The sequence below is a fragment of the Gammaproteobacteria bacterium genome, from assembly GCA_024235095.1.
Lineage (GTDB): Bacteria > Pseudomonadota > Gammaproteobacteria > Competibacterales > Competibacteraceae > UBA2383.
In genome coordinates this window covers 1,060,182-1,084,974 of the sequence record JACKNC010000001.1, presented here as the reverse complement: position 1 = coordinate 1,084,974, position 24,793 = coordinate 1,060,182, and the positions used below count along the sequence as shown (strand labels likewise).

Genomic DNA, 24,793 nt, shown 5'->3' with positions numbered 1-24,793 from the left:
ACGCTGGCTACGCTTCCCGCTTGACCCGGTACAGTTCCCTCGTCTTAAGCGCCCGGCCCTGTAATTGCTCCGCCAGCGCAGCGCGGGTCAGGCGTTTGACCTCTTTAAGTACGTCTGGGTCATTGAACATCCCGTCCCGCAGAGCCAGCAAGCCACGACCGGAAATCGGCACGCCGGTTTGCGTTGCATTAACCGTCAGCGGTCCTCGATCGAGAACATAGCGATAGTGCGTCTCAGCTACGATCGGCGCTCCGCTGTCCGCCTCGCGATCCAGACTCAAGCCGTAACCCAATTCTTCCAGCAACCGCTTCTCAAAACGCCGCAAAGGCGGTTCTGCATCATCTGCCGCCGCCAAGTCTGTTAGTAGAACCTCATAGGCGGCAAATAATCCAGGCTGCGGATCGCAGCGTGGCAATAAGCGCACCAGTAACTCGTTAACATACAGTCCAGCCAGCGCCCGATTGTGCAACAAGGGGATGGGTAGCCCGATTTCCTCACCGCCGCTCAGCGTGACCAAATCGCCGTCGCCGGTCCAGGAGAGCAGCAAGGGAGTAAACGCTTGCAATAACCCTTTCAGACGCGATCGGGACGATCCTGCGCCACGCGCCACCAATCCCAACCGTCCGTGTTCACGAGTCAATACCTCCAGCAACAGGCTACTGTCCCGATACGGGCGGCGATGCAGAACGAAGGCCGATTGCAACAGGGCGCGCATTAACCACTTAAAACTGACTGTCTGGATCGCCGTAACCCAGACTGCGCAGGGCGCGTTCATCATCCGACCAGCCTTCGCGGACCTTGACCCAGGTTTCTAAAAACACTTTGCGATCCAGTAACCGCTCCAGATCCTCGCGGGCCTGGCGACCGACCTCACGCAACGTGACGCCTTTCTCGCCGATGACAATGCCTTTCTGGCTGTTGCGCTCAACCCAGATAACCGCATGGATGCGCACGAGTCGACCTTCCTCGACGAACTGCTCAATCTCTACGGTCAGGGCGTAGGGCAATTCTTCACGCAAAAGCCGGGTCAATTTTTCGCGAATCAATTCAGCGGCCATGAAGCGTTCGCTGATCGTGGTGATCTGGTCTTCAGGAAAGATACGCTCTCCGATCGGCAATAACCGGGCAATGACTTGTTCCAGCGCAGCCACGTTGTCACCGTTGATCGCAGCCAATGGCACAACCTCAGTAAACAGACGCTTAGCAGCCATCTCTTGCAGGAACGGTAACAACCGCCGTTTATCGGTAAGCCGATCGACCTTGTTGACCGCCAACACCACTGGTTTGCCGAACTCGGTCAGGCGTTGCAGCACGTCCTGATCCTCCTCAATCCAACGCAAGGCTTCAATCAGGAACACTACGACATCGACATAACCCAGTACGCTAGCCGCCGCCCGGTTCAGGTAACGATTCATCGCTCGCTGACCTTGGCGGTGTAAGCCCGGCGTGTCCACGTAAATGATCTGCGCATCCGGCAAGGTCTGAATACCCAGAATGACATGCCGAGTGGTTTGCGGCTTAGGTGCAGTAATACTAATTTTCTGGCCGATGAGTCGGTTCAGAAGCGTGGATTTACCCACATTAGGACGACCCAGCAAAGCGACGTAGCCGGCGCGCAGTTCACTTTCCCCAGCAGTTGGGCGGGAAAAGGACGATGATGAAGGCGCCATCAAGCCAGTTGCTCCAACATCAGACGGGCTGATTCCTGTTCGGCTTTGCGGCGACTATTGCCCACGGCTATCGTCCGCAACTGGGCAACCTCGCATTCCACAGTAAAACTCTGCGCATGTGGTTCGCCACGGATTTCCAGCACGTTGTAAATCGGTAAAGGACGCTGGTCCGCTTGCAGATACTCCTGCAAACGGGTCTTCGGATCTTTCAAATCACTGGCGCTGGATAATCGCATCAGCCAGTCTCGGTAGAGATGCAACACCCAGTCCCGGCAGGCGCTAAAATTACTGTCCAGATAAACTGCACCGATAATCGCCTCCAGCGCGTCTGATAAAATCGACTCACGTCGATAGCCGCCGCTCTTGAGTTCGCCCTGACCCAATCGCAACCAGTCGCCCAGTTTTAAACCGCGCGCCAAATCCGCCAGGGTTTCCCCCTTGACCAGACTGGCTCGTAATCGACTCAACTCGCCCTCGCTGGCTTTGGGATAGTGTTGGAACAGATATTCCGCGATGATCAGGTTCAACAAGGCGTCGCCCAGGAATTCCAGCCGTTCGTTATTACGGGCCGAGGCGCTGCGATGGGTTAACGCCTCTTCCAGCCACTCCGGCGTTTGGAAGCGATAACCTAATGCAGTGCACAGTCGAGCAAGCGGTGGATTCACGAATTCACATTCAATTAGGGGTCAGCGGAATGGTTTCATTCACCTTGAGTAACACAAATAAACCATAAAACAGCTCCCGCTCGTCATCATAAACCAGTTCCAGCACCCGGCCCCGCCCGCTGGGATCATTCTTGATCTTGAGATCACGGGCCGTGATTCTCTCCACATAACCAATATCGAAGCGTCTCTGAATCGCGTTCTGAATGTCCTGCATACTCATTTGCGCAAGCTGCGGCTCTTTGCGAATGCTCTCGATGGTCGATTTAATCGTATACAATTCAATATACATCGGTATGACCTTCATCGCGATGAGCGCGACAAATCCGATAACAATCAACAATAACAGCATGCCAATCACCGTCATGCCGCGTTGTTGATCATTTTGACGCTTGCCCACTGTACTCTGTATCATGCTTATCTCTCCCCTTATTTGTGGTTTCACCTACTCGATGCGATTGCCGATTCGGCTACAGTGGCCGTTAAACGTAATGCAATCCAGATTCATCCAGATGAAAAAAGCCTTGCCGATCAGATTTTCCTCGGGCAGCGGCCCCCAGATCCGACTGTCGCTGCTGTTGTCGCGGTTGTCGCCCATGACAAAGTAGTGTCCTTCCGGCACTTGATATTCCCAGGCGACAGTCCCATCCGGTTCCCGGCGTGGTTGCAGGCCCGGCCACAAGCCCATCAGATTCCAGCGCCCATCAGCCAAAACCTGAATGTAATGGTTGGCCGCGCCCAATTGCTCATCAAATTGCTGATAACCCGGTTCAGCCGGATTATCGGGCAGCGAAGTCAGCGGCGCGGATTGACCGTTGATGAACAGCTGCTTGTTCCGATATTCCACCCGGTCGCCAGGCAATCCAACAACCCGTTTGATATAGGCCACAGCCGGTTCACGCGGGTAGCGAAACACCACCACATTGCCACGCTCTGGGTGGCCATTGCCAAACAGTTTGGTGTTGAGCACCGGTAATCGCAACCCATAAGCGAACTTGTTGACCAGGATGAAATCACCATTGAGCAGGGTCGGCAACATGGACTCCGAAGGAATGCGGAACGGCTCGACAATAAATGAGCGTAGCACGAGCACCGCCAGGATCACCGGAAAAAACGACTTTGAAAGATCGACGTACCACGGTAATCTGGCGGCAACTGCACGAGCTTCACCCGTCTTGCCCGGCGTGAATGCGCTACGGGCGCGACGCGGCGCCAGCATCAGGATATCCAGCAACCAGATGGCTCCGGTCGCCACGGTCAAAACCACCAGAACGGCGGCAAAATCGATATTCATGCGTATAACGATCCAGTCGATTAAGTAAGAGTGATCAGCGGTTGGGATCAGGAATTATTCCTGTCCACCTGCAATACCGCCAGAAAAGCATCTTGCGGGATTTCCACTTTGCCCACCTGCTTCATGCGCTTTTTACCCGCCTTCTGTTTTTCGAGCAACTTGCGCTTGCGCGTTACGTCGCCGCCGTAGCATTTGGCTAGGACGTTTTTACGCAATGCTTTAACCGTCGTGCGAGCAATAATCTGATTGCCGATAGCCGCCTGAATCGCTACTTCAAACATTTGTTGCGGGATCAATTTCTTGAGTCTAACCGCCAGCGCATGGCCCTGACGTTGCGCCTGATCGCGGTGAACAATTGCCGACAGCGCGTCTACTTTTTCGCCGTTGATCAACACATCCAGCTTGACCAGCGGCGCGGCCTGGAAGCGTTCAAAGCTGTATTCAAAGGACGCGAACCCCCGGCTTACTGACTTCAACCGATCGAAGAAATCCATCACCACTTCACTCATGGGCAACTCGAAGCTCAATTGCACTTGACCCCCCGCGTAATGCAAAGCACGCTGGACGCCACGCTTCTCGATACACAGGGTGATGATAGCGCCCAGATAATCTTGCGGCGTCAGGATATGAGCCACGATAATCGGTTCACGCACCTCGGCGATTTCATTGGTCGGCGGCAATTTGGCGGGATTATCGATCTTCAGGATTTCATCTTTGGTAGTCAGTGCTTCATAAATCACCGTCGGCGCAGTTGTGACCAGATCGAGGTTGTACTCGCGCTCCAAACGCTCCTGGACGATTTCCATGTGCAGCAGACCCAGAAAGCCGCAACGAAATCCAAAGCCCATGGCCTGTGAAGTTTCCGGCTCGAAAAATAGCGAGGCGTCGTTCAACCGCAGTTTCTGTAACGCCTCGCGTAGATTGCCAAAATCATCCGAATCAACGGGAAACAACCCGGCGAAGACTCGGGGCTGCACTTTCTGGAAACCGGGTAATGGTTCGCTCGCCGGCTGATCAGCGCCGGTGAGCGTATCTCCGACCGGCGCTCCGTCGATGTCTTTGATCCCGGCGATCACATAGCCTACCTCGCCCGCATTTAATACGGGCTGATCGGTGCGCTTGGGGGTGAAGATACCGACCCCTTCCACCTGAAAGGTCCGGCCGGTAGACATGACCTGAATCTTCTGTTTAGGAACGATGCGCCCATTCACCACGCGCACCAGCGAAATCACGCCGACGAAGTTATCGAACCAGGAGTCGATGATCAGCGCCTTGAGCGATCCGTCCGCTTGGCCCCTGGGCGCTGGAATGTGGGCGACAATCGCCTCCAGTAAATCTTCGACGCCCAGACCGGATTTGGCGCTGACCTGTAGGGCGTGGCTGGCGTCCAGGCCAATGATGTCACCGATTTCGTGCGCCACCCGTCCCGGATCCGCCGAGGGCAGGTCGATCTTGTTGAGCACGGGCAGTACTTCCAGTCCCTGTTCAATAGCGGTATAGCAATTGGCAACGCTTTGCGCTTCGACGCCCTGGGCAGCGTCTACTACCAGCAGCGCGCCTTCGCAAGCCGCTAGTGAACGGGAGACCTCATAGGAAAAGTCCACATGCCCCGGCGTGTCGATGATATTGAGTTGGTAGGTATAGCCATCGCGGGCTGGATAGCGTAACGAGACGCTCTGCGCTTTGATCGTAATGCCGCGCTCGCGCTCCAGTTCCATCGAATCGAGCACTTGATCAGCCATTTCCCGCTGGCTCAAACCACCGCACATCTGAATGAATCGGTCAGCCAGCGTGGATTTGCCATGGTCGATATGGGCGATGATTGAGAAGTTGCGAATGTGATCCAGTTTCAATCCTTGTTCTCTTGGAAATGTGTGCGATGATCGAGAAATTGTGAATGTGATCCAGTTTCAATCCTTGTTGTTTTGGATTGGCCATCGCAGCAAGTACAAAGGGAAATGAAATTATAGCGACATCAGGACATGGAAAGCACATTGATGGGCACAGGCGCGGCCTCCGCTCGCCGCAACACAACAGGCTGAAACCGGACATCGTCCCGCCAGCGCCGTGCTGCAATGCGCACCGCCAGAAAACCCAGTCCTAGCCCTAATGCGCCTAGCAGAATAACCGGTTCCTCGCCGGCGCTAGCGAACGCGGCTTCGCCCAGCAGCGCCCCGGCCAACATCAATGCTAGGGGCAAGAGGTAAGCCAATAGCGCCCCGCGCAACAGGACGCCCTCCGCCAGTCCGACGATGACTTCGTCGCCCGGACACAGCGGCAAATCGGAAATCGCTCGCGTTCGCACCTGGCGACCGCTCCACACCTTCGACAGCGTCGCTGTGCCACAGCCGCTGCTCGCCTGGCAACTGCCACAGGCCGACCGCCGCTCAATTTCCACCCAGGCGTAGCCATTGCCAGCCTCCGCCACCCTGGCGCGCTCCTCAATCATGGTTTGGCCGCCTCCGGAGTATATTCAATCGAAGTCGCAATGCGTTGCACAGTGGCGGCGGGCACTTCGCCCACCACGAGCACTTGGTGCCCTGCGATCACCGTACCGAAAGCATTCATCGAGCCGAGCCGCGATTGCCCTTGTAACAGGGGAGGTTGATGATCCAGCTTTTCCAGAAACACCGAGATCGTAGCGAGACCATCAGCGAACACCAGATGTTCGGTCGGATGTCCCCCGGACGCTTCCGTGAAGCGGTTGTGCAACACCTTGGCAAACCCCTCGGGCAATGGGCCAACCCGCCAGGCGGACTCTGCGACCGGTTCGCCGGCTGGAGACGATGGTTCTGGATTGCCTGGCTCCCCTGAAATCAATGCGGCCTCTGGCGGCGCGGCAGGGGATTGAAAGGCGGATTCATCGATATGCGGCTTGACCTGTAAGTCGGTGAACATCAGCTGCTCCATCGGCTGACCCTGCTCGCTCAACAGCGCCGAACGCAGTAACAGGCCATTACCTTCATCCAGCCATAATCGATAGCCAAACCGCCAGGCATCCCGAGGTTTGATGGCGATCACCTGTGTGTCCAGACCGGCGATGCGATCCTCACCGAGCATCTCGAAAGCATAGTGACTTTCCAGCCGCCCCAGTTCGCGAGGAATCGATAGAGGGAACGGAGAGCGCTGATAATCACTGCCTGGGAAAGTGGCCTGTTGGCGTGGCAACAGGCAAACGACATGATTATTCGCCACCACAACTTCACGGGGCGGACCGTTCAGAGAAAACAATCGTTGCCGCTCACCGTTAGGACCACTGCCGTGAATAATCCGCATGGATTCCACATGGGGACCCTGAATGTAGATGAAAGTGCCTTCGTAATTCAGTGTTTGCGTGGCTTCAATCATTCGCTCCAACCATTGTCGCGCTTCTTTGAGCGCCCGTGGGGAAGAGTCGGTCCACCCGATGGGAGACAGAGAACCGGCGGCAAGCGCCAACGCGGCGCAAGTCAACAATTTTCGCTTCATTCGCGAGGAGCGTCAGCGGGAAGCTTGATAGCCGACCATGCGCACATAGGGCAGCATGCCATTCACGCTGTTCCTGGAGGCATAGCTATTATGGTTTACCAGATAGCTGTTCAACCGGGCTTCAACCGGTTCGTTGGCGTCGCCAGCCGACGGGGTCAGCGATACGGTCTGGAGCGGCGGAGAGATCATAGTGGGAGAAGAGGAAATATCAGCGGCCAGTGAGGCCGTGGGCGCGAAGGTGGCGTCGCTCTGGTTTAATTTCAGTCCGAACAGGGCCACCAGAACCACCGAAGCGGCGAGCGCGAAACCGGTCACCGGTTTGTACCAGGACGGTAGTGGTCGGGTAGTGACGCGCGACAAAGGTTCATTCGCTACAACCTGGTGGATGCGATCGCTGAAACGGGTATCCAGCGCCGCGGGGATATGGCTCTGCAAGGCATCGCTGATTAAATGATAGCGCTCCCATCGCCCCTGCCAATCATCATCCCGACTTAACCGGCGCAATGCCAGGGGGATCTCCGCATTTGCCAACTCATCATCAACCATTGCTGAAAGCTGACTGGCGACGATATCAACGGGGGGGATGGTTGGCGCTAAGATTTCTTCAGCCGTTTTATCAGCCATGACTCTATCCCGAAACTAGCTCAGTAGTGGACGCAGTTTGGCGTCAATCGATTCCCGGGCCCGGAAAATCCGGGAACGCACCGTACCGATTGGACACCCCATAGTTTGGGCGATTTCTTCGTAACTCATGCCTTCAAGCTCCCGGAGCGTGATTGCGGTGCGCAAATCTTCCGGCAAGTCTTCAATTGCTCTGAACACGGTCGCCTCGATTTCATCCTTGAGCAGGAGTCTTTCGGGAGTCTCGTACTCTTTGAGCAAGGACTGGCCTTCATATTGTTCAGCCTCCTGGGCGTCGATATCGGAACCCGGCGGACGCCGACCTTGCGCGACCAGATAGTTTTTGGCCGTATTGATAGCAATTCGATAGAGCCATGTATAGAACGCGCTGTCTCCACGAAAGCCGGGCAAGGCGCGATACGCCTTGAGGAAGGCTTCCTGGGATACATCCAAAGCTTCGCTCGGATCATGCACATAGCGGGAGATCAACTTGATAATCTTGTACTGGTACTTGCGCACCAGCAGATCGAACGCGCTTTTGTCGCCTTTCTGTACCCTTTGGACCAGTTCTCGATCCAGATGCCCTTCGCCCATCCGGGCAGACCCCTTTCGACTCAATGGCAATCTCCATGCGACCGTCACGGTAGACCGATGGCCATTACGTAAGTTCGCAGACTCGCCGGGATATGGTTATAGTTGTGGCGTGATATGAGTAAAGTATGACACTACCGCGTGTCTAATAGTAAACCCAGCGCCTTGAAACGATACCTTATTCTTGGAGTGGCTCACAAGTCATGACTTCGCTTGTTGACCTTCAGGTTCGCGTTATTAGCTGCAGCGGCGCCGGTCTCGGTCTGGCGCCGCGGTTGGCTCAAACCAGCATATTGCCATTGACTTGATTATTGGCGGTAGGCAGGACGTGGCTGGAAATCGTCGTTAGAGTTTCAATCGCTTGAATATGCTTTCCGGGATATGAATGATGATCAGCATGATCCAGCGCCAGAACCAGGGCAAGTAGACTTCATTCCGGCCCTGGTCGACGGCGGCGACGATGCCCTGGGCGATTTGATCGGGCTGCGCCCACAGCAATCCCTTTTTCTCGAAAGCAGCGGTCATCGGAGTGTCGACGAATCCCGGTTTGACGGTGATCACTTGGACGCCCTTGCGGCTTAACCGATTGCGCAGTCCTTGCAGGAACAAAGTGACCATACCCTTTGCGGCGCCATAGACATAGTTGCTTTGCCGGCCCCGGTCGCCGGCAACGGAACCGATGGCGATCAAAGTCCCACGTCCCTGTGCTTCAAAATCGTTGGCCAGCAGCGTCGCCAGACTGATCACGCTAAGCGCGTTAGTGTGAATTGCGGCCAGCGCCGCCGGCGCCGACTGTTGGCAAACCGATTGATCAGGCAGTATGCCATGAGCGATCAGCGCTATATCAAGATTGCCGAGCGCTTGATGGACCCGCTCCAACAGCGCGGAATGCTGGTCGATCCGGTCCAGGTCCAGGCTTTCCTGAACGACCGGCTGGCTAGAACGGATTTCCAGATCGCAGGCGATGGTTGCCAACCGTTCTATATTGCGTCCGACCAGATAGAAGCGCGCGCCGGTCGCCGCCCATCGCCGGGCGGTCGCTTCAGCAATGGCTGAAGTGGCGCCGATAATCAGAATGTTGCGCATGTTGTTACCTTGCAGGATGTTTCTCTCGCCTCCTGAGATAGAGGCCGGAAGCGAGGGCGTCGTTCATCTGTCCATGACTCTTCGCCAGAAGCTGGATGAAAATCTTGGATCCACATATTCGCTGAATTTTCGCCACTGGGGGAAATACTGGCGAAAACTGTCCCCGCTCATCCGGGCGTCCTTGGCCGGATAAACCGCCCCGTCAGCCTGCCGGGTCACCTCGTCGAGTCGCCCCAGCAAGTCCAGGGTGCGTGATCCCTGATTGGGAAAGTCCAGCGCCAGGGTCACGCCGGGCCGGGGGAAGGACAGTAATCCGCCCGACGTCCTTTCGCCAAAGCGTTTCAGTACGGCCAGCATTGATCCCTGCCTGCTGGCGGCGATGCGAGCCAGGATTTCCCGCAGCGCGTCGCGGGCGTTTGCAGGGGGAATAACGCACTGGTATTGGAACAAGCCGCGCGGTCCATACAGCCGGTTCCAGTGCAACAGATTATCCAGCGGATAAAAGAACGGTTGATAGGGCGTGAGTCCACGCGCCGGACGGGGCAGATGGTAATAGAACCGGTTAAAATCGCCCACGCTGAGACGGTTTACCAGCGAGAAGGGCGGCATGAATGGGATGGTCAAAGCGCGGCGCTCCAGCGGTGGGGATTTCCGCAGACCGGGCGGCGCATGTATTCCCGCCAGGTAAATCCCTCGACCCAGAATTTTACCGGTAGCGGCGCAGTCGATCCAGGACACAATGTAGGGATAGCGCGCCTCGTATTCGGCATCGATGGCTAGGAACTCGTCCAGGTTAGCGAAGCGGCGATTTTCAGCGACGATCCACGGATTGGCGATGCGCTGCAACCGGATTTCCACCCAGGTGATCAGGCCGGTCAGTCCCAATCCGCCCACGGTGGCCTGAAACCAGTCGGGATTCTGTTCCGATGGTAAGCATTCACCTCCCTCCTTTGAAAAAGGGGGGTTGGGGGGGATTTCGCGCGGGCGATGGGGCCAAAATCTCCCCTCACCCTCCTTTGCCAAAGGAATGGTTACTTCCGGCGTACAGAGTCGCCGACTGCCATCGGAGCGCCACAATTCAAAAGCGCGCACCTGGCAGCCGAAACTGCCGGCGACATGATGGTTTTTACCGTGTACGTCGTTGGCGATAGCGCCGCCCAGGGTCACAAACTGGGTGCCGGGAGTTACCGGCAGGAACCAGCCCTGGGGGACGACGAGCGCCAGAATCTCGGACAACAAGACCCCGGCTTCAGCCCGCAATACGCCGGTTGCTGGATCGAAGGCGATGAAGCGATCCAGCCCGCGCGTCAGCAGCAACGCGCCGTCATTGTTCAGGCAGACATCGCCGTAACTACGGCCATTGCCGAAGGGTAGGCAGGAAGGCGGCTTCTCGGGTAGAACCAGGAATTGCCGGTCGCGGCAGGGGACGACTTGACGCGGCTGGGAAGGCGGAAAGCGACCCCAACTACCGGGTGCGTAATTCAGGTTTAATACAGCAGGACTCATTTTGGCAGCGCGCCCAGAAAGATCAGTACGCAGGCCAGCAGCACATAGCGGCTATGCGTATCGGTAACGGCGAAGAGAATAGGATCGTCGCGCATCTCGCCGCGATGCGTGACCAGCCAGACCCGGCTGATCCAGTATAACAGCGCCGGGCAGAGCAGCCAGATCATCATGGGTTGGCCGTAAAGCGCATGACTGGTTTCAGTATTGACATACAGCGCCAGTACCAGCACCGCCAGATAACCGGCTGCGCCGCCCAGGCTTTGCAGGATGCCCAGATCATCGACATGATAACCTCGCCCCCGCGCGCTTAACTCGCCTTGTTCCCGCAAGGTCAGCAATTCAGCATAGCGCTTGACCAGTGCCAGGCTCAGAAAGAGGAACATGGAGAACGCCAGCAACCAGAACGAGGGCATGATTTGCACTGCCGCTGCGCCAGCGATGATCCGCAGGGTGTACAGCCCGGCCAGCACGATAGCATCCAGCATCAGCGTCTGCTTGAGCCGTAGCGAGTAGGCGAGGGTTAAGACGTAATAGATGGCCAGTACTGTCGTGAACCACGGATGAATCAGCAGGCTCAGGCCAAAGGCGGCCACCAGGAGCAACGGAATAGCGGTGATGCCCTGAGCAATCGGTAGCTTGCCGGCGGCGAACGGACGCTGGCGCTTGTGGGAATGGCGACGGTCGGCGCTGAGGTCGAACAGATCGTTGAGCAGGTAAACGCTGGAGGCGCACAGCCCGAAGCTCAGAAAAGCCAACAGCGCTAATAGCAGTTTATCCGGCTGATCCCAGACATGACCGGCGGCCAGCGGCACGAAGATCAAGCCGTTTTTGAGCCATTGATAAAACCGTAAGGCCCTAACCCAGCGCCATAACGATTTTTCCCTGGTATTGAAAACCTGTTCAACTTCGCAAACGGCTTGCGCTTGCTTGATTAAAGGCAGACTGGCATTGACCATCAAGGCGCGACGAGCCTGTTTCCAGATGGCGAGATCGACGGGGGCGTTGCCGGCATAATCAAAACCGCGTTGGCCGTAGCGTTCCACCAGGATTTCGGCCTTATGCACGCCGGCCAGATTACGCTCGCCGTCGGTCGCCAGCACCTCATCAAAGAGTCCGAGGTGCGCAGCAATCGGTTCGGCGAATTTTCGATGGGAAGCGGTGACTAGGATCAAAATTCGTCCTGCGGCTTTCTGCTCATGAAGAAAGGTCAGCAATTCCGCATTGTAGGGCAAGGTCTCGATATCTATCTCCACACGTTGGGCAATGTGCGCCTTGAGGGTCGCCTTGCCCTGCGCCAGCCAGCGCGGCCAGCGCAAAATGGACAGCGGAGCTTGCTTGAGTTGGACCAACGCCGATTCCAGCAGTAGGTCGGAATTGAGCAACGTGCCGTCAAGGTCGATGCAGAGGGGAATCGGTGTGTTCATTAGACTTGCTCCTTAATAATTTTTGGGTAGTCCTGTAGAAAGTGGTGACTGACTTATAGGATGATTTTAGTGATGGTAAGATGAGCGATAAAAATCCATGATTTATCCACGTTGCCATTCATTAAATGTCGTTAAAAACGGCAGTATTTATAATCATAAACATAACCTCGAAGAGCCAAAAAAAAGCTTAAAGGCAAGCTCGTGATCCAATGTGACGAACTCTGGTCTTTTTTCGGAAATGAGAATGATAAATAATGGGTTTTTCTGACCATCGATCAAAGAGCCGATGAGATCATTGGCGTTTTTGTTGGAGATCAGAGCTAGAAAGGCGCCCAAGGACTGTGGGACTCGTTACCGCCCGTTTATCGACAGTGCACCATCTGCTACACGGATTTCTGAGAGTCCTACAGTGTGACATTCCCCAGCAAACGCCATAAAGCCGTCGGTAAAGAAAGTGGTCAAACGCATAAAATTGAACGCTTTAATTGTACCTTAAGACAACGCGTGGGACCGTTAAACATTATCGGGTGAGGAGTCGGCAGCAGGTTAATCGCCCACCAATCGGCTCTTACCCGGCAATACCCACGGAGCAAGTCGCGCTTGAACCGCCTTCATACGAACAGGTGTTGGCGGGTGCCCGCCAGAATAATGCGCCATCCTGAACCGTCTGCTGGCGCAACCACGCTTCGCAAGCCTCCGGCGGCAACGGCGGACTGGCCAGGAAGCCTTGCAGAGAGTCGCAGTCGTGGTGACGCAGGAACATGACTTGCTCCACAGATTCCACGCCTTCAGCGACAACCGTTAGCTCCAGGTTGTGCGCCAGGGTAATGATGGCGGCGGTGATCGCGGCGTCATCGCTGTCGGTAGCCACATCGCGCACGAAACTGCGGTCGATCTTCAGCGTATCCACGGCAAACCGTTTGAGATAGCTCAGCGAACAATAACCGGTGCCGAAATCGTCAATTGCCCAACGCACACCCATCGCCTGTAACTCGGTGATGGCCGGTGCGCTGGTCGCCTGCTCTACCAGAATGCTTTCGGTGATTTCCAACTCCAAGCGCTCGGCTGCCAATTCATGGGATGCCAGAATATCGGCAATGATCCGCACCAGGGCGCCCTGCTGAAGCTGCCGCGCTGAAAGATTGACCGCCACGCGCGGCATGGGCAATCCCGCTTGCTCCCAGCGCTTCAGCCAACCGCATGCTTCGCGCAATACCCATTCGCCTACGGCCAGAATCAGTCCGGTGTCTTCCAGAATCGGAATAAAGTCGGCGGGCGAAATCGGATCGCTCTGCGCCGGCTGCCAGCGTAACAACGCCTCGACCCCGATGATCCGGCCATCGTCAAGTTGCGCTTGGGGTTGGAAATGCAAGGCGAATTCGCCGCGCTCCAGCGCATGGCGCAAAGCGGTTTCCAGCAGCAAGTGCGCTTGTACCTGTTGGTTCAGTTCGCTGGTGAAAAAGCGATAGGCGGCGCGGCCCTGCTCCTTGGCCTGATACATCGCCGTATCGGCATGCTTCAGCAGGGTATGGACATCGCTGGCGTCGCCGGGGTACAGCGCAATGCCGATGCTGGCCGAGACGAACAGGTCGCGTCCGCTCAGATGGAAAGGCTGATTCATGCGGGCGAGCACCTTTCCGGCGACGTGGCTGACTTCCTCGCTATCGATCACGTTTTCCAGCAACAGGATGAATTCATCGCCGCCCAATCTCGCCACTGTGTCGCTGTTGCGCACGGTATCCATCAGCCGCCGAGCTGCTTTTTTCAGGAGTTCATCGCCCACATCATGCCCAAAGGTATCGTTAATCGCCTTGAAACGATCCAGATCGAGAAATAGCAGCGCCAATTGTTCGCCACTGCGATCAGCCTGGCTCAAGGCATGCTCCAGCCGGTCCTGGAACAGATAACGGTTAGGTAAACCGGTGAGTGCGTCATAGTTGGCCAAATAGGCCATTTGTCCTTCGGCGTGCTTACGCTCGGTAATGTCCTGGATCGTGCCGACCCATCGCTTTCCCGACACTTCCGTGTCGCTCGCCTCTCCTTGCAAGAGGACGATGCGCTCCTCGCCGCCCGGACAGACCAGGGTCGTTTCCTGTTGGAAACGAGTTTCGTGCAGGGGCAGGGTAAAATATTTGCGGATCTGATCGCGCTGATCGAACCTGATGAAACCAAGCATCTCATCGACCGTGGGTGTGAAAGCCAGGGGATGCGCGCCAAAGATGCGATAGACTTCCGCCGACCAGTGCAATTCCGGACGACCTGGCTGCCAACTCCAGGAACCCAGACGGGCAATGCGCTGCGCCTGGTCGAGAAGTTCATGGCTGTTTCGTAAATTTTGGGCCAGTTTATTGAGCGTCAGGGCCAATTGATCAAGTTCATCGTTCGACTGCACCGGCAACGCCGGTTCTCGCCGGCCTTCAACATATTTATGCGCTGCTTTGGCCATTGGGGCCAGCGGTCGCGCCAGGATGCGCGAGAGCAGGACACTGAGCAGACTACCCAGCAAGACTATGGTTAGTACGGCGGCTATCGCCAGCCGCGTCAACCCTTGCCGATAATCCTGCCAGGATTGGTTGCTGGCGGCATTTAAGCGGTGCAGGGACATCTCCAGAGATGCATTGGAGAGCTTCACGTTGGCGAAACCGGCAATCACTTCACCGTAGCTAATCACGAAAAACAGTTCCAGACCTTCGGATGTAGGCCGGATGATCGGTTCTTCTTCGGTCGAACCGGACATCGGCAACGCCAGGGTTGCGCCATACAAACGGTTTTCTGGCGTACCATCGCTCAAAATGCGCCCGGTGCGGTCGCTGACCAGAAAGCGGGATACCGGTAGCCAAGCGCAAACCTGAGCGATTTCCTCGTTCAGTTTTTCGATGTTCAGGCTATAGAGCGGGTTGAACAGCCGGCTCCGCAGGTAGACCGCAGTCGCGCGCAAGGCTTCTTCCTGACGAGTGCTTTCCTCAGCCTCGAAAAAATCCTGCAAGTCCTGCTGCAACCGCGTTGCACCTTGCAAAACCAGGTATCCCGAAGCGCCGAGGACGGCGCCCACGACCAGTGTCAACAACAGCAGAAAGAAAACAATATACCGGCGATTGATGTTCGAGGTAGTCAATCGTCTACCGCCAAAGCCAGCGTTTTCCGCCATTCAGCCAGTCCATCTTGATCGGCGGCGGTCAACCGTTCGAAGCGTTGAATGCCGGACGTTGCCTGAAGCGCATCCGGGCCCATTGGATTTTCATGCATATTCAACAAATTTTTTTCCACGGCGCTTTGCAATTCCAGGTTGATTCCCGGTCGAAACGAATTTGCTAAATGATCGGCCATTTCCGGCACATCGCGGGCGATCATTTTTCACGATTTAAGCGCCGTGGAAGATGTCCTTGAGGATGTCCTGCGCACCCTGGAAAAAGATCCAGTCCGAGTCTCCGGACTCGCAGGGTTCGAATGGGTTGTCAATATATCATTGAACGCAATTTAGTATCATTCAATGATCGTCCGATTAATCATCGGATGATCTTCATCGTGCGGTCCAAAATCGCTGTCCGGGTGCCAAGCCACCACGTCCAGCGCTTCATCCTGTGTGAAAAAGGAGTGCTGATAACCGGTCGGAATATACCAGCCAATGCCGGGTTGCAGCGGATACACACCATCAGGAGTACGGCACTCACCAGTTCCTCCCATAATCACTCCGATCCGTACGGAAGGATGGGTATGTGGCGTCTGGTCGGTATGCGGTGGAATGTGCAAGTGGTTGAGGCAAGGCTCGCCCCAGCGCGGCGGGCAAATCAGTAGCGTATCACTGCACCCATCGATATAGCGTAAGCGCCCAGTTGCCTCCAGCGGGCCGCCGATCTGCCGTAAGCCGCGATAACCAGCCAAGACAATCACCAGGCCACTGCCGCCCTGTACTGAACTCACATTAGGCACGGTGAAGAACATCCCCCGACACAGATCGAAGCGGCCTGCCTCTAGATCGCGCAATTGCGCTTGACCGGTGGTGACCATGCCATAGCAAGTGGCGTCGGCCGGCAGCAACAGGGCATTTTCCAGCCACCCCCAGACCTGTATCGGTGCTAAATCCAACAATAATCCGGGACGGATTTCAAGTAGCACAAAGGTGTTCATGGTGATTGACCGAGAATTCATCGCTCAGGAGGTAATACCAATTCTCATTATGTTAAATGACTCAGTACAGGACAAAAATCCTCAATAGGCTGAAAAAGGACCTCGCAGCTTGCTGCGGGGTATGTATCTCGAATGAGAATCAAGCGGGAACCGGCCTGTAAGCCGGGTTCTGTCGAGGACGGCCATTCATCTGCGACGCTTGTCGCCAAGCGCCTGTAGCGACCTACCCAGGAGCCGTGCGGACCACACGTAAACGCTCCTCTATTTGGTCTTGCTCCGGGCGGGGTTTACCGTGCCGCGCCTGTTGCCAGCCGCGCGGTGCGCTCTTACCACACCTTTTCACCCTTGCCGGTTCTTGCGAACGTGGGCGGTATGTTTTCTGTGGCACTTTCCGTCGGCTTGCGCCGCCCAGGCGTTACCTGGCGCCCTGTCCTGTGGAGCCCGGACTTTCCTCTATGCCATCAGCGGCACAGCGACCGTCCAGCCGGTTCCCAAGGTTTAGTATCCGTTGATCATCTATCGTTCACAAGGCCCCACCAGAAGGCGCAACCCTCATTCCTCCGGCGCCAGGCCGCTCGACAGCGGCGGAAATTCGGGATGGTGGGATTCCTGTTGCCGCACAGCCGGATTGTACCGAAGACAGTTGGGTACGCAGGCGCACTCAAAAGCGATCTTCATCAGCGCAATTCGCCCCTCGTTCTTAAGTTGAAACAGCCGGGGCACCATCCGGTCGCGCAAAGTTTCCGGATCGATGGTATTGACATAGATCTTGGTGCCACCCTCAAAACCCGCTGGCGTCGACACCCGCCATTTAATCAGAATCCGCCATGGCATCGGCACATCCACGTCAGGCGGTTTGTAGTACCACTCTTCGTTACAGGGAATCTCCGCGCCGGCGGCAGCATGGCAGCCATGTACCAGATCAGACATGGCGCGCAGTTCTTCCGGGGAGTGATTCCACGGCTGGCTACGCTCGCTCTTGGAGAAAATCTCCAGCGTCGGATAGCGATGACCAAAACCGGCATAAGCGATGGCATGATCGTTTTCGGCGACGACCAAATTGCGGTAGGCGGCGAAATTAACCGCTGCTTCGTTGTAAATATTCGGGTTGGCTCGCACCCTTTGCAACTCCACCTCGTTCTGGACGCCGCGCTCGTCAATCGCCACCAGTTGCTTGTGCAAGTGATCGAAAGACGCCCCCGCCGGTTTCAACCAGTTCTGGAAGACCGCGACATAACGCACGTAGCGATTATTGACGTATAAATCGCGCATGGCGTCGATGGTGAAGCGCAAATACTGGTAATGCTCTTCCGGTGTCAGCGCACCCGAGGACGCCAATTGATGATTATGAGTTGCGCCGTCGACGAAATGGCGCCGGGCGACGACCACTTCATGGCCGCCGCCGAAAAAGGCATTCGCCATTTGCAACTTCTCGTCCTGGGACAGCCGGTTACAGGCGGTATCATCCATACCCGCAGCCTTGAGGCGCTGTTCCACCACCTGCAAAACGTGGTGGCGACCGGCTTCCGAAGCCAGATAATCACATTTGTGAGCTTCAATGGCGTCAGGAATCCGGTAGCCAAAGTTCTTTTGCCAATAGTCAAAGGACACGATCTCGAACAGATTGGGGATGCGCCGGAATTCCGCGACAGTATTGAACAGCGCATCGGCGTGGAGATGGCGCAGGGTCGTAAAACCCCCATCGGTTTTGACTAAACGCGCCTTCTCGGGTGGAGTTTCCAGATAGCGCCGAGTGCAAAACGAACAGTGAGCGTCCCTCTGAGTCGGTTCAAGGGGCAAAGGATTGGGCATGCTAACGCCCAAAGGTCGATTGCCCCGACCGGGAACGGTCCAGACTTCCGTTCCTGTAAAGGGATTCACCTGTTTGATGGTCCCGTCGGCCATCCGCATCAAATAATTGGATTCAGGGATAATCTGCGGCGACATGCCCAGTGTGCCTCGCTGTTGCGTTTGGTAATGAGTCTGCGTTACTTCATTCTAGTCCAGACACGCCATTCGCTCCATGTGACTTCAAGCGCTGGGCAGAGTAAGAGGAAAGCCCAGTGCGCAAAGCTCCGCCGCCACCATATCGACCGCTTCGCCGACAACCGACGCTACCTCGGAAGACAGTTCAGCGCCCAACTCCATATCTGCCGGAACCACGCCAATTAACGTGATTGCGCGTGGCGCTTCCTCCATCAGAATCAAGGTGGCCAGCACTTCAGACAACCCGAGTTGATGGGGCGAATAGCGGGCCTGAAACAAGGCGGGTATTTCGGCATCGGCCAGTTTCACCACCGTCGCGGGCGGTGCGCCGGTCTGCACCGCATCACAGATGAGTAAATGATCACAACCGGCCAGGGTGTCGAGCAAATCCATGCCCACCGTGCCGCCATCGACTACTTCCACTTCGGGAGGCAGATCATAGCGTTCCGCCAACGCCTCGACCACTCGCACCCCGACGCCCTCGTCCCGGAGTAGGATATTGCCAACGCCCAGCACAATGACCCGGTTCATGAATGAAAGCCCTTTCCCCCACTCGAGGCGAGAGAACAGGGCGATGGAATCAATGCTGGAAAGATGAGGCTATCTTGCCAACTTGTTAATCTAAAAAGCAGCATGGCCGGCTTCCAGCGAGTTTAATAGAGTGAACCTGCTTAAATGGAATTGATTCCACAAGAACCCTCGAAGAACCTCATTCCGATCAATGTCTGGACCAGCAACCAATCTGAAAGGCTCCTCCCCATTCGACGACATTCCTTTTTAGCCTATGATCCGGGAAATTCGGCTTTGCCACGACTAGCGAAGAATTCCGAATCGTTTTGGGGTTCTAGGAATTGCGTTACACTTTATACCTTGTCTACTCACTTAGCTACCGAACACCGATCACCGACCATGACCAGCAGCGCCGAACTTCGCCAACTGTTTCTAAGCTACTTTCATGACCACGGCCACGAAGTGGTGGCCAGCAGTCCCTTGGTTCCTATTAACGACACCACGCTGTTGTTCACCAACGCCGGCATGGTGCAGTTCAAGGATGTCTTCACTGGCCGCGACCTGCGCTCTTATCGCCGGGCCGCCACCGCTCAACGCTGCGTGCGCGCCGGTGGTAAGCACAACGATTTGGAAAACGTCGGCTACACCGCCCGTCATCACACCTTTTTCGAGATGCTGGGCAACTTCAGTTTTGGCGACTATTTCAAGACCAACGCCATTCATTTTGCCTGGGAGTTTCTAACCGGCATTTTGAAACTGCCGGCAGACAGGCTGTGGGTCACGGTCTATGAAACCGACGACGAGGCTTATCAAGTCTGGGCTGAAGAAATTCAGGTGCCTCGCGAGCGCATTGCCCGCATTGGCGACAAGCCCGGCGGCAAGCGTTACGAAAGCGACAATTTCTGGGCGATGGGCGATACGGGTCCCTGTGGCCCCTGTTCGGAAATTTTCTACGATCATGGTCCGGAGATCGCCGGTGGTCCTCCTGGTACGCCGGATGAGGACGGCGACCGTTACATCGAGATTTGGAACCTGGTGTTCATGCAGTTCGACCGCAGCGCCGACGGAACGCTGACGCCTTTGCCCAAGCCTTCGGTAGATACCGGCATGGGGCTGGAGCGATTGGCGGCGGTCATGCAGGGCGTCCACAGCAATTATGAGATCGACCTGTTTCGCCATCTGATCCAGGCCGCCGCGCAGGCCACCGGCGCGCAGGATTTAGCATCCAGTTCGCTCAAGGTGATTGCCGACCACATTCGCGCCACCGCGTTTCTTATCACCGATGGCGTGTTGCCATCTAATGAAGGGCGCGGCTATGTATTACGCCGCATCATGCGCCGGGCCATTCGCCATGGTTATAAGCTGGGAGCTGAAGGTTATTTTTTCCACACCCTAGTTGCGCCACTGGTTGAGGAAATGGGCGCGGCTTACCCGGAACTGCCTGCCGCTGCGGAACAGGTGACGAAGGTGATTCGCCAGGAAGAAGAGCGTTTCGCCGAAACCTTGGCGCATGGCATGAAACTGCTGGAGGAAAGCATCGCTGATCTGTCGGGGACAGTTATTCCCGGCGAGGCGGTCTTCAAGCTGTATGACACCTACGGGTTCCCGGTCGACCTCACGGCTGACATTGCCCGCGAACGGAGTTTGCAACTGGACATGGCTGGTTTTGACCGTGAGATGGCCGCACAACGGGAGCGTGCCCGCGCTCACAGCCGCTTTGGTGTCATGGCAACGCATGAAGCCAGTTGGGAGAGCGTTGCTGCTACGCCGTTCAACGGTTATGACCGGGTGGAAGAAAACGCAACTGTGATCACGCTAATCCATGATGGCCAAGCGGTGGAGACGCTGAACGCGGGCGAAGAAGGTGCTGTCGTCCTGGATCACACCCCCTTCTATGCGGAATCCGGCGGTCAGGTCGGCGATACCGGCTGGCTGCGCGCGGATGGCGTGGCGTTCGCGGTGCGCGATACCCAAAAACAGGGGGAAGGCGTGTTTACCCACATCGGCGTGATGCAGCAGGGCCAGTTAAAGCGCGGCGCGCAAGTGCTGGCTCAAGTCGACGTTGCTCAGCGTCAGGCGACCGCCCTGCATCACTCCGCGACCCATCTCATGCACGCCGCCTTGCGCCAGGTGCTCGGTCCCCATGTGACGCAGAAAGGCTCACGAGTTGATCCGCAGCGGCTGCGCTTCGACTTCTCGCATTTTGAACCGGTGACGCCGGAACAACTGGAAACTATCGAGCGGCTGGTCAACGCTCAGATTCGCGGCAACGTGGCGGTGGAAACGACCATCATGGCCCCGGAAGAAGCCATCGCCGCCGGCGCGATGGCGCTGTTCGGCGAGAAGTACGGCGACCAGGTGCGCGTACTGAAAATGGGCGATTTCTCCACGGAATTGTGCGGCGGCACCCATGTTCAGCGGGTCGGGGACATTGGTCTGTTCAAAATCGTTGCCGAGAGCGGCGTTGCAGCGGGGGTGCGGCGCATCGAGGCGGTCACCGGTGAGCAAGCGCTGAACTACATCGCTTCCCTACAGGAGCGCGCCCGGCAGACAGCGCAACTGGTCAAGGGTGACCGTGATAACTTCCCGGACAAGGTGCGGCAACTGGTGGAACGCACCCGGCAGTTGGAGAAGGAAATTGAACAACTCAAAGGTCGCCTGGCCAGCGGTCAGGGCGCAGATCTGCTGGGTCAGACCGTGGACGTGGATGGCATCAAAGTGCTGGCTGCCCGCCTGGATGGCGTCGACGCCAAGACCCTGCGCGAAGCCGTGGACCGTTGCAAGGAGCAACTGAAGACGGCGGCGATTGTGCTGGCGACGGTCGAGGGCGACAAGGTGCGCCTGGTAGCGGGCGTGACGCCGGGAGAAACGGCGCGCATCAAGGCCGGCGATCTGGCGAACATGATCGCGCGTCAGGTCGGCGGCAAGGGCGGTGGGCGACCTGATCTGGCCCAGGCCGGCGGAACCGATCCGACTCAACTTGACGCCGCGTTGCGTTCGGCACCGGAGTGGGTGCGCGCACAATTGGCGTAAAAGCAAACGCAAACTTTGAGAAACAGATAGTGATCAAATCAATGGCGTCTGATTCACATTCTCTAGCGTCGGGCTATTCGATAGCCTTCGTCATGGTAGTCACCGGTTTCGTCACCAGTCTATTAGTAGCGAATATCATTGCAGTCAAGTTGATTGAAATTGGCTCCTGGATCATGCCGGCTGGAGTGATCATTTTTCCAGTCAGCTACATTCTGAGCGATGTATTGACCGAAGTGTACGGATACCATCGCGCCCGGCAGGTCATTTGGCTGGGCTTCGTGTGCAATTTGCTGGCGGTGCTGGCCATTGCTGTGGCGCAGTTCTTGCCACACCCCAGGTTCTGGGATGGACAAACCGCTTTTGAGCGCATTCTCGGTTATGCGCCGCGTTTGTTGTTGGCTTCGTTCCTGGCGTACCTGGTTGGGGAGTTTGTTAATGCCTATGTGTTGGCGCGCATGAAAATTCTGACTCAAGGACGCTGGTTATGGACTCGCACGATTGGGTCAACCCTGGTCGGACAGTTACTGGATTCCGGGGTATTTATCACGGTGGCGTTTGCGGGCGTATTGCCGCAGGATGCGTTGTTCACGGCGATTGGGGTGCAATGGCTGATCAAGTGCGCCTATGAGGCTGCTGCGACGCCGCTGACCTATTGGGTAGTGGGTGTTCTCAAGCGATACGAGGGAGTGGATGTGTATGACACCAGAACGGATTTCAATCCGTTGAAGGTGCATGGTTGATAAAAATGGATGCGAACCTGTTGCTGATGGTTTCTTTCAGGTTCGAGAATCCAAAAAAACTACCCGCTCCGCGGGCAACTGCTTGGCGATGGCCTGACTTCCGCTATAATCGCGCCCTTTATGATGATCGTAGCGCCCCTACGGTCAGATTTCGATAGCACATTCCTCAGCAGAGACATTGCATGGCGCTGATTGTACAGAAATATGGCGGCACCTCGGTTGGCACGATCGAGCGTATCGAGAACGTTGCCGAAAAAGTCATGGACTGGCGCGAGCGTGGCCATCAGATGGTGGTCGTGGTTTCAGCCATGAGCGGCGAGACGGACCGCCTGATCGGCTTGGCCAAGGCGATTTCCCCCCGTCCTCACCTCCGCGAAATGGATGTCCTGCTGGCGACTGGCGAGCAGGTCACCATCGCGCTTTTATGCATGGCGCTGGAAAAACGGGGCTGCTCCGCCCGTTCTTATACGGGCGGCCAGGTTCGCATCCTCACCGATAACGCCTTCAATAAGGCCCGTATTCAGGATGTGGAAGTCACCGCCATGCGCAACGACCTCAATGCTGGGCGGATAATTGTGGTTGCGGGGTTCCAAGGCGTAGACGAAGATGGCAACATTACCACTTTGGGGCGAGGCGGATCGGATACCACGGGCGTAGCGCTAGCTGCTGCGCTCAAGGCTGACGAATGCCAGATCTATACCGATGTGGATGGGGTGTACACCACTGATCCACGTGTGGTTCCTGAGGCGCGCCGGCTGGATCGCATCACCTTTGAAGAGATGCTGGAGATGGCCAGCCTTGGATCCAAGGTTTTGCAGATTCGCTCGGTGGAATTCGCTGGCAAACATAATGTCCCACTTCGTGTGCTCTCTTCCTTTCAGGAAGGCTCGGGCACATTGATTACCTTTGAGGAAGCGTTTGAGACGGATCCAATGGAAAAAGAGCTGATTTCCGGCATTGCCTTCAATCGTGACGAGGCCAAGCTCACTGTATTGGGCGTTCCCGACCGACCAGGCATTGCCTATAGCATCCTGGGGCCGATCTCGGCCGCGAATATCGAAGTGGACATGATTATTCAGAACATTGGCCACGATGGCACGACGGATTTCACGTTCACCGTGCATCGCAATGACTATGAGCGGACGCTGGAAATTCTCAGGGAACATGCTGTCAGTCTAAACGCCCGTGAGGTTTCCGGCGACACCCGGATCGCTAAACTCTCGCTGGTTGGCATCGGCATGCGTTCCCATGCCGGCGTTGCCAGCAAGATGTTTGCAGCCTTGGGAAAGGAAGGCATCAATATCCGCATGATTTCCACTTCCGAGATCAAGATTTCGGTGGTGATCGACGAAAAGTATCTGGAGCTTGGGGTGCGCGCACTGCATGAAGCGTTCGAGTTGGACAAGGCGAACTGATCTCATCGTTGGCTGATAGAGGATATCCTTATTCATTTGCTGGCGGGAGCGAACCGTTTACCGGTACGGACTGTCAAAAAACCGCAAGACGACCTGGTGCTGTTAATGGAGAACAAGGAGTAGCCTAATATGTTGATTTTGACACGTAGAGTTGGGGAAACGCTGATGATCGGCGACGAAGTGACCGTAACCGTGCTGGGCGTGAAAGGTAATCAGGTTCGCATCGGGGTTAATGCTCCGAAGGACATTGCGGTGCACCGCGAGGAAATCTATGAGCGGATCAAACGCGAGCAGGATGGTTCTGCTCCAGGCGTCGGACAATCGCCTTCCGGTTCCGAGTTCTGATTCGGGTCTTTACGCCAGTGGTTTCTGGCGGTATCCTTAACGACTCGCAATGGTTGCGTATCCGACGTAATTTGGAGAGATGGCCGAGCGGCTGAAGGCGCTCCCCTGCTAAGGGAGTATGGGGTTAAAAGCTCCATCGAGGGTTCGAATCCCTCTCTCTCCGCCAGTTTGCTGGATTGTGCGTGATTTGACAGTGATCATCTTGTCCCGCATAATTCGCGCCCTTCTTTAACGCGCCCGTAGCTCAGTTGGATAGAGTACCTGGCTACGAACCAGGGGGTCGGGAGTTCGAATCTCTCCGGGCGCGCCAAATA

General features: G+C 56.3%; 22 protein-coding genes, 2 tRNA genes and 1 other RNA gene. 6 read left to right on the top strand and 19 right to left on the bottom strand.

The window, feature by feature from the left end; translation table 11 throughout:
* Positions 1-7 precede the first annotated feature (7 nt).
* From recO to H6973_04740, 19 genes are all read right to left on the bottom strand, one after another.
* Complete coding sequence (recO, locus tag H6973_04830; GenBank protein MCP5124963.1) at positions 8-715, bottom strand: DNA repair protein RecO; 708 nt, start codon at positions 713-715, stop codon at positions 8-10.
* A gap of 7 nt (positions 716-722) precedes the next feature.
* Complete coding sequence (gene era / locus H6973_04825; protein ID MCP5124962.1) at positions 723-1,670, bottom strand: GTPase Era; 948 nt, start codon at positions 1,668-1,670, stop codon at positions 723-725.
* On the bottom strand, positions 1,670-2,335 hold the full coding sequence (gene rnc / locus H6973_04820; protein ID MCP5124961.1) for a ribonuclease III: 666 nt from the start codon (positions 2,333-2,335) through the stop codon (positions 1,670-1,672). Before rnc ends, era begins: the two co-directional genes overlap by 1 nt.
* Positions 2,336-2,345: 10 nt before the next feature.
* Entirely contained in the window at positions 2,346-2,732 is a 387-nt protein-coding gene (locus tag H6973_04815; GenBank protein ID MCP5124960.1) for a DUF4845 domain-containing protein, read from the bottom strand.
* 45 nt (positions 2,733-2,777) lie between these two features.
* Positions 2,778-3,626 (bottom strand): signal peptidase I, encoded by an 849-nt coding sequence (lepB, locus tag H6973_04810; GenBank protein ID MCP5124959.1) that lies wholly within the window; start codon positions 3,624-3,626, stop codon positions 2,778-2,780.
* Positions 3,627-3,673: 47 nt separating this feature from the next.
* Positions 3,674-5,479: an elongation factor 4 gene (gene lepA / locus H6973_04805; GenBank protein MCP5124958.1), complete on the bottom strand. Its 1,806-nt coding sequence runs from the start codon at positions 5,477-5,479 to the stop codon at positions 3,674-3,676.
* A gap of 122 nt (positions 5,480-5,601) precedes the next feature.
* Positions 5,602-6,075, bottom strand: coding sequence for a SoxR reducing system RseC family protein (locus tag H6973_04800; GenBank protein ID MCP5124957.1), 474 nt, complete (start codon positions 6,073-6,075; stop codon positions 5,602-5,604).
* Entirely contained in the window at positions 6,072-7,082 is a 1,011-nt protein-coding gene (locus H6973_04795) for a MucB/RseB C-terminal domain-containing protein (GenBank protein MCP5124956.1), read from the bottom strand. The genes H6973_04800 and H6973_04795 overlap by 4 nt, the downstream gene beginning before the upstream one ends.
* A 24-nt stretch (positions 7,083-7,106) precedes the next feature.
* Positions 7,107-7,718, bottom strand: coding sequence for a hypothetical protein (locus H6973_04790; GenBank protein MCP5124955.1), 612 nt, complete (start codon positions 7,716-7,718; stop codon positions 7,107-7,109).
* 15 nt (positions 7,719-7,733) lie between these two features.
* Complete coding sequence (gene rpoE, locus H6973_04785; protein ID MCP5124954.1) at positions 7,734-8,309, bottom strand: RNA polymerase sigma factor RpoE; 576 nt, start codon at positions 8,307-8,309, stop codon at positions 7,734-7,736.
* Positions 8,310-8,651: 342 nt separating this feature from the next.
* On the bottom strand, positions 8,652-9,392 hold the full coding sequence (locus H6973_04780) for an SDR family oxidoreductase (protein MCP5124953.1): 741 nt from the start codon (positions 9,390-9,392) through the stop codon (positions 8,652-8,654).
* A 63-nt stretch (positions 9,393-9,455) separates the two neighbouring features.
* Positions 9,456-10,898, bottom strand: a complete 1,443-nt coding sequence (locus tag H6973_04775) for an FAD-binding oxidoreductase (protein MCP5124952.1) — start codon at positions 10,896-10,898, stop codon at positions 9,456-9,458.
* Positions 10,895-12,322, bottom strand: coding sequence for a UbiA family prenyltransferase (locus H6973_04770; GenBank protein MCP5124951.1), 1,428 nt, complete (start codon positions 12,320-12,322; stop codon positions 10,895-10,897). The genes H6973_04775 and H6973_04770 overlap by 4 nt, the downstream gene beginning before the upstream one ends.
* A gap of 568 nt (positions 12,323-12,890) precedes the next feature.
* Complete coding sequence (locus H6973_04765; GenBank protein MCP5124950.1) at positions 12,891-15,470, bottom strand: EAL domain-containing protein; 2,580 nt, start codon at positions 15,468-15,470, stop codon at positions 12,891-12,893.
* Positions 15,434-15,673 carry a hypothetical protein gene (locus H6973_04760; protein ID MCP5124949.1) on the bottom strand — a complete coding sequence of 80 codons (240 nt, stop codon included), beginning with the start codon at positions 15,671-15,673 and terminating at the stop codon, positions 15,434-15,436. Before H6973_04760 ends, H6973_04765 begins: the two co-directional genes overlap by 37 nt.
* A gap of 132 nt (positions 15,674-15,805) precedes the next feature.
* Positions 15,806-16,450: a cupin domain-containing protein gene (locus H6973_04755; GenBank protein ID MCP5124948.1), complete on the bottom strand. Its 645-nt coding sequence runs from the start codon at positions 16,448-16,450 to the stop codon at positions 15,806-15,808.
* Between the two features lie 142 nt (positions 16,451-16,592).
* Positions 16,593-16,942, bottom strand: an RNA gene (rnpB, locus tag H6973_04750) — RNase P RNA component class A.
* A gap of 60 nt (positions 16,943-17,002) precedes the next feature.
* Positions 17,003-18,397: a DUF4921 family protein gene (locus H6973_04745; protein ID MCP5124947.1), complete on the bottom strand. Its 1,395-nt coding sequence runs from the start codon at positions 18,395-18,397 to the stop codon at positions 17,003-17,005.
* 84 nt (positions 18,398-18,481) lie between these two features.
* Entirely contained in the window at positions 18,482-18,967 is a 486-nt protein-coding gene (locus H6973_04740) for a HyaD/HybD family hydrogenase maturation endopeptidase (GenBank protein ID MCP5124946.1), read from the bottom strand.
* Positions 18,968-19,345: 378 nt separating this feature from the next.
* Between H6973_04740 and alaS the strand changes: the two genes are divergently transcribed.
* The 6 genes from alaS to H6973_04710 all read left to right on the top strand — a co-directional run bounded on the left by alaS (position 19,346) and on the right by H6973_04710 (position 24,789).
* Complete coding sequence (gene alaS / locus H6973_04735) at positions 19,346-21,979, top strand: alanine--tRNA ligase (protein ID MCP5124945.1); 2,634 nt, start codon at positions 19,346-19,348, stop codon at positions 21,977-21,979.
* A gap of 41 nt (positions 21,980-22,020) precedes the next feature.
* Complete coding sequence (locus H6973_04730; protein ID MCP5124944.1) at positions 22,021-22,719, top strand: queuosine precursor transporter; 699 nt, start codon at positions 22,021-22,023, stop codon at positions 22,717-22,719.
* Between the two features lie 182 nt (positions 22,720-22,901).
* Positions 22,902-24,134, top strand: coding sequence for an aspartate kinase (locus H6973_04725; protein MCP5124943.1), 1,233 nt, complete (start codon positions 22,902-22,904; stop codon positions 24,132-24,134).
* Between the two features lie 129 nt (positions 24,135-24,263).
* Complete coding sequence (gene csrA, locus H6973_04720) at positions 24,264-24,479, top strand: carbon storage regulator CsrA (GenBank protein MCP5124942.1); 216 nt, start codon at positions 24,264-24,266, stop codon at positions 24,477-24,479.
* Positions 24,480-24,552: 73 nt separating this feature from the next.
* Positions 24,553-24,645, top strand: a tRNA-Ser gene (locus H6973_04715).
* Between the two features lie 67 nt (positions 24,646-24,712).
* Positions 24,713-24,789 (top strand) — tRNA-Arg (locus H6973_04710).
* The last annotated feature ends 4 nt before the right edge of the window (positions 24,790-24,793 follow it).

Bases quoted from the DNA above. Each gene is read 5' to 3' on its own strand.
- recO (MCP5124963.1), bottom strand. From the start codon at position 715: ATGCGCGCCCTGTTGCAATCGGCCTTCGTTCTGCATCGCCGCCCGTAT.
- era (MCP5124962.1), bottom strand. From the start codon at position 1,670: ATGGCGCCTTCATCATCGTCCTTTTCCCGCCCAACTGCTGGGGAAAGT.
- lepB (MCP5124959.1), bottom strand. From the start codon at position 3,626: ATGAATATCGATTTTGCCGCCGTTCTGGTGGTTTTGACCGTGGCGACC.
- H6973_04800 (MCP5124957.1), bottom strand. From the start codon at position 6,075: ATGATTGAGGAGCGCGCCAGGGTGGCGGAGGCTGGCAATGGCTACGCC.
- H6973_04790 (MCP5124955.1), bottom strand. From the start codon at position 7,718: ATGGCTGATAAAACGGCTGAAGAAATCTTAGCGCCAACCATCCCCCCC.
- rpoE (MCP5124954.1), bottom strand. From the start codon at position 8,309: ATGGGCGAAGGGCATCTGGATCGAGAACTGGTCCAAAGGGTACAGAAA.
- H6973_04780 (MCP5124953.1), bottom strand. From the start codon at position 9,392: ATGCGCAACATTCTGATTATCGGCGCCACTTCAGCCATTGCTGAAGCG.
- H6973_04775 (MCP5124952.1), bottom strand. From the start codon at position 10,898: ATGAGTCCTGCTGTATTAAACCTGAATTACGCACCCGGTAGTTGGGGT.
- H6973_04770 (MCP5124951.1), bottom strand. From the start codon at position 12,322: ATGAACACACCGATTCCCCTCTGCATCGACCTTGACGGCACGTTGCTC.
- H6973_04765 (MCP5124950.1), bottom strand. From the start codon at position 15,470: ATGGCGGAAAACGCTGGCTTTGGCGGTAGACGATTGACTACCTCGAAC.
- H6973_04760 (MCP5124949.1), bottom strand. From the start codon at position 15,673: ATGATCGCCCGCGATGTGCCGGAAATGGCCGATCATTTAGCAAATTCG.
- H6973_04755 (MCP5124948.1), bottom strand. From the start codon at position 16,450: ATGAACACCTTTGTGCTACTTGAAATCCGTCCCGGATTATTGTTGGAT.
- H6973_04745 (MCP5124947.1), bottom strand. From the start codon at position 18,397: ATGTCGCCGCAGATTATCCCTGAATCCAATTATTTGATGCGGATGGCC.
- H6973_04740 (MCP5124946.1), bottom strand. From the start codon at position 18,967: ATGAACCGGGTCATTGTGCTGGGCGTTGGCAATATCCTACTCCGGGAC.
- alaS (MCP5124945.1), top strand. From the start codon at position 19,346: ATGACCAGCAGCGCCGAACTTCGCCAACTGTTTCTAAGCTACTTTCAT.
- H6973_04730 (MCP5124944.1), top strand. From the start codon at position 22,021: ATGGCGTCTGATTCACATTCTCTAGCGTCGGGCTATTCGATAGCCTTC.
- H6973_04725 (MCP5124943.1), top strand. From the start codon at position 22,902: ATGGCGCTGATTGTACAGAAATATGGCGGCACCTCGGTTGGCACGATC.
- csrA (MCP5124942.1), top strand. From the start codon at position 24,264: ATGTTGATTTTGACACGTAGAGTTGGGGAAACGCTGATGATCGGCGAC.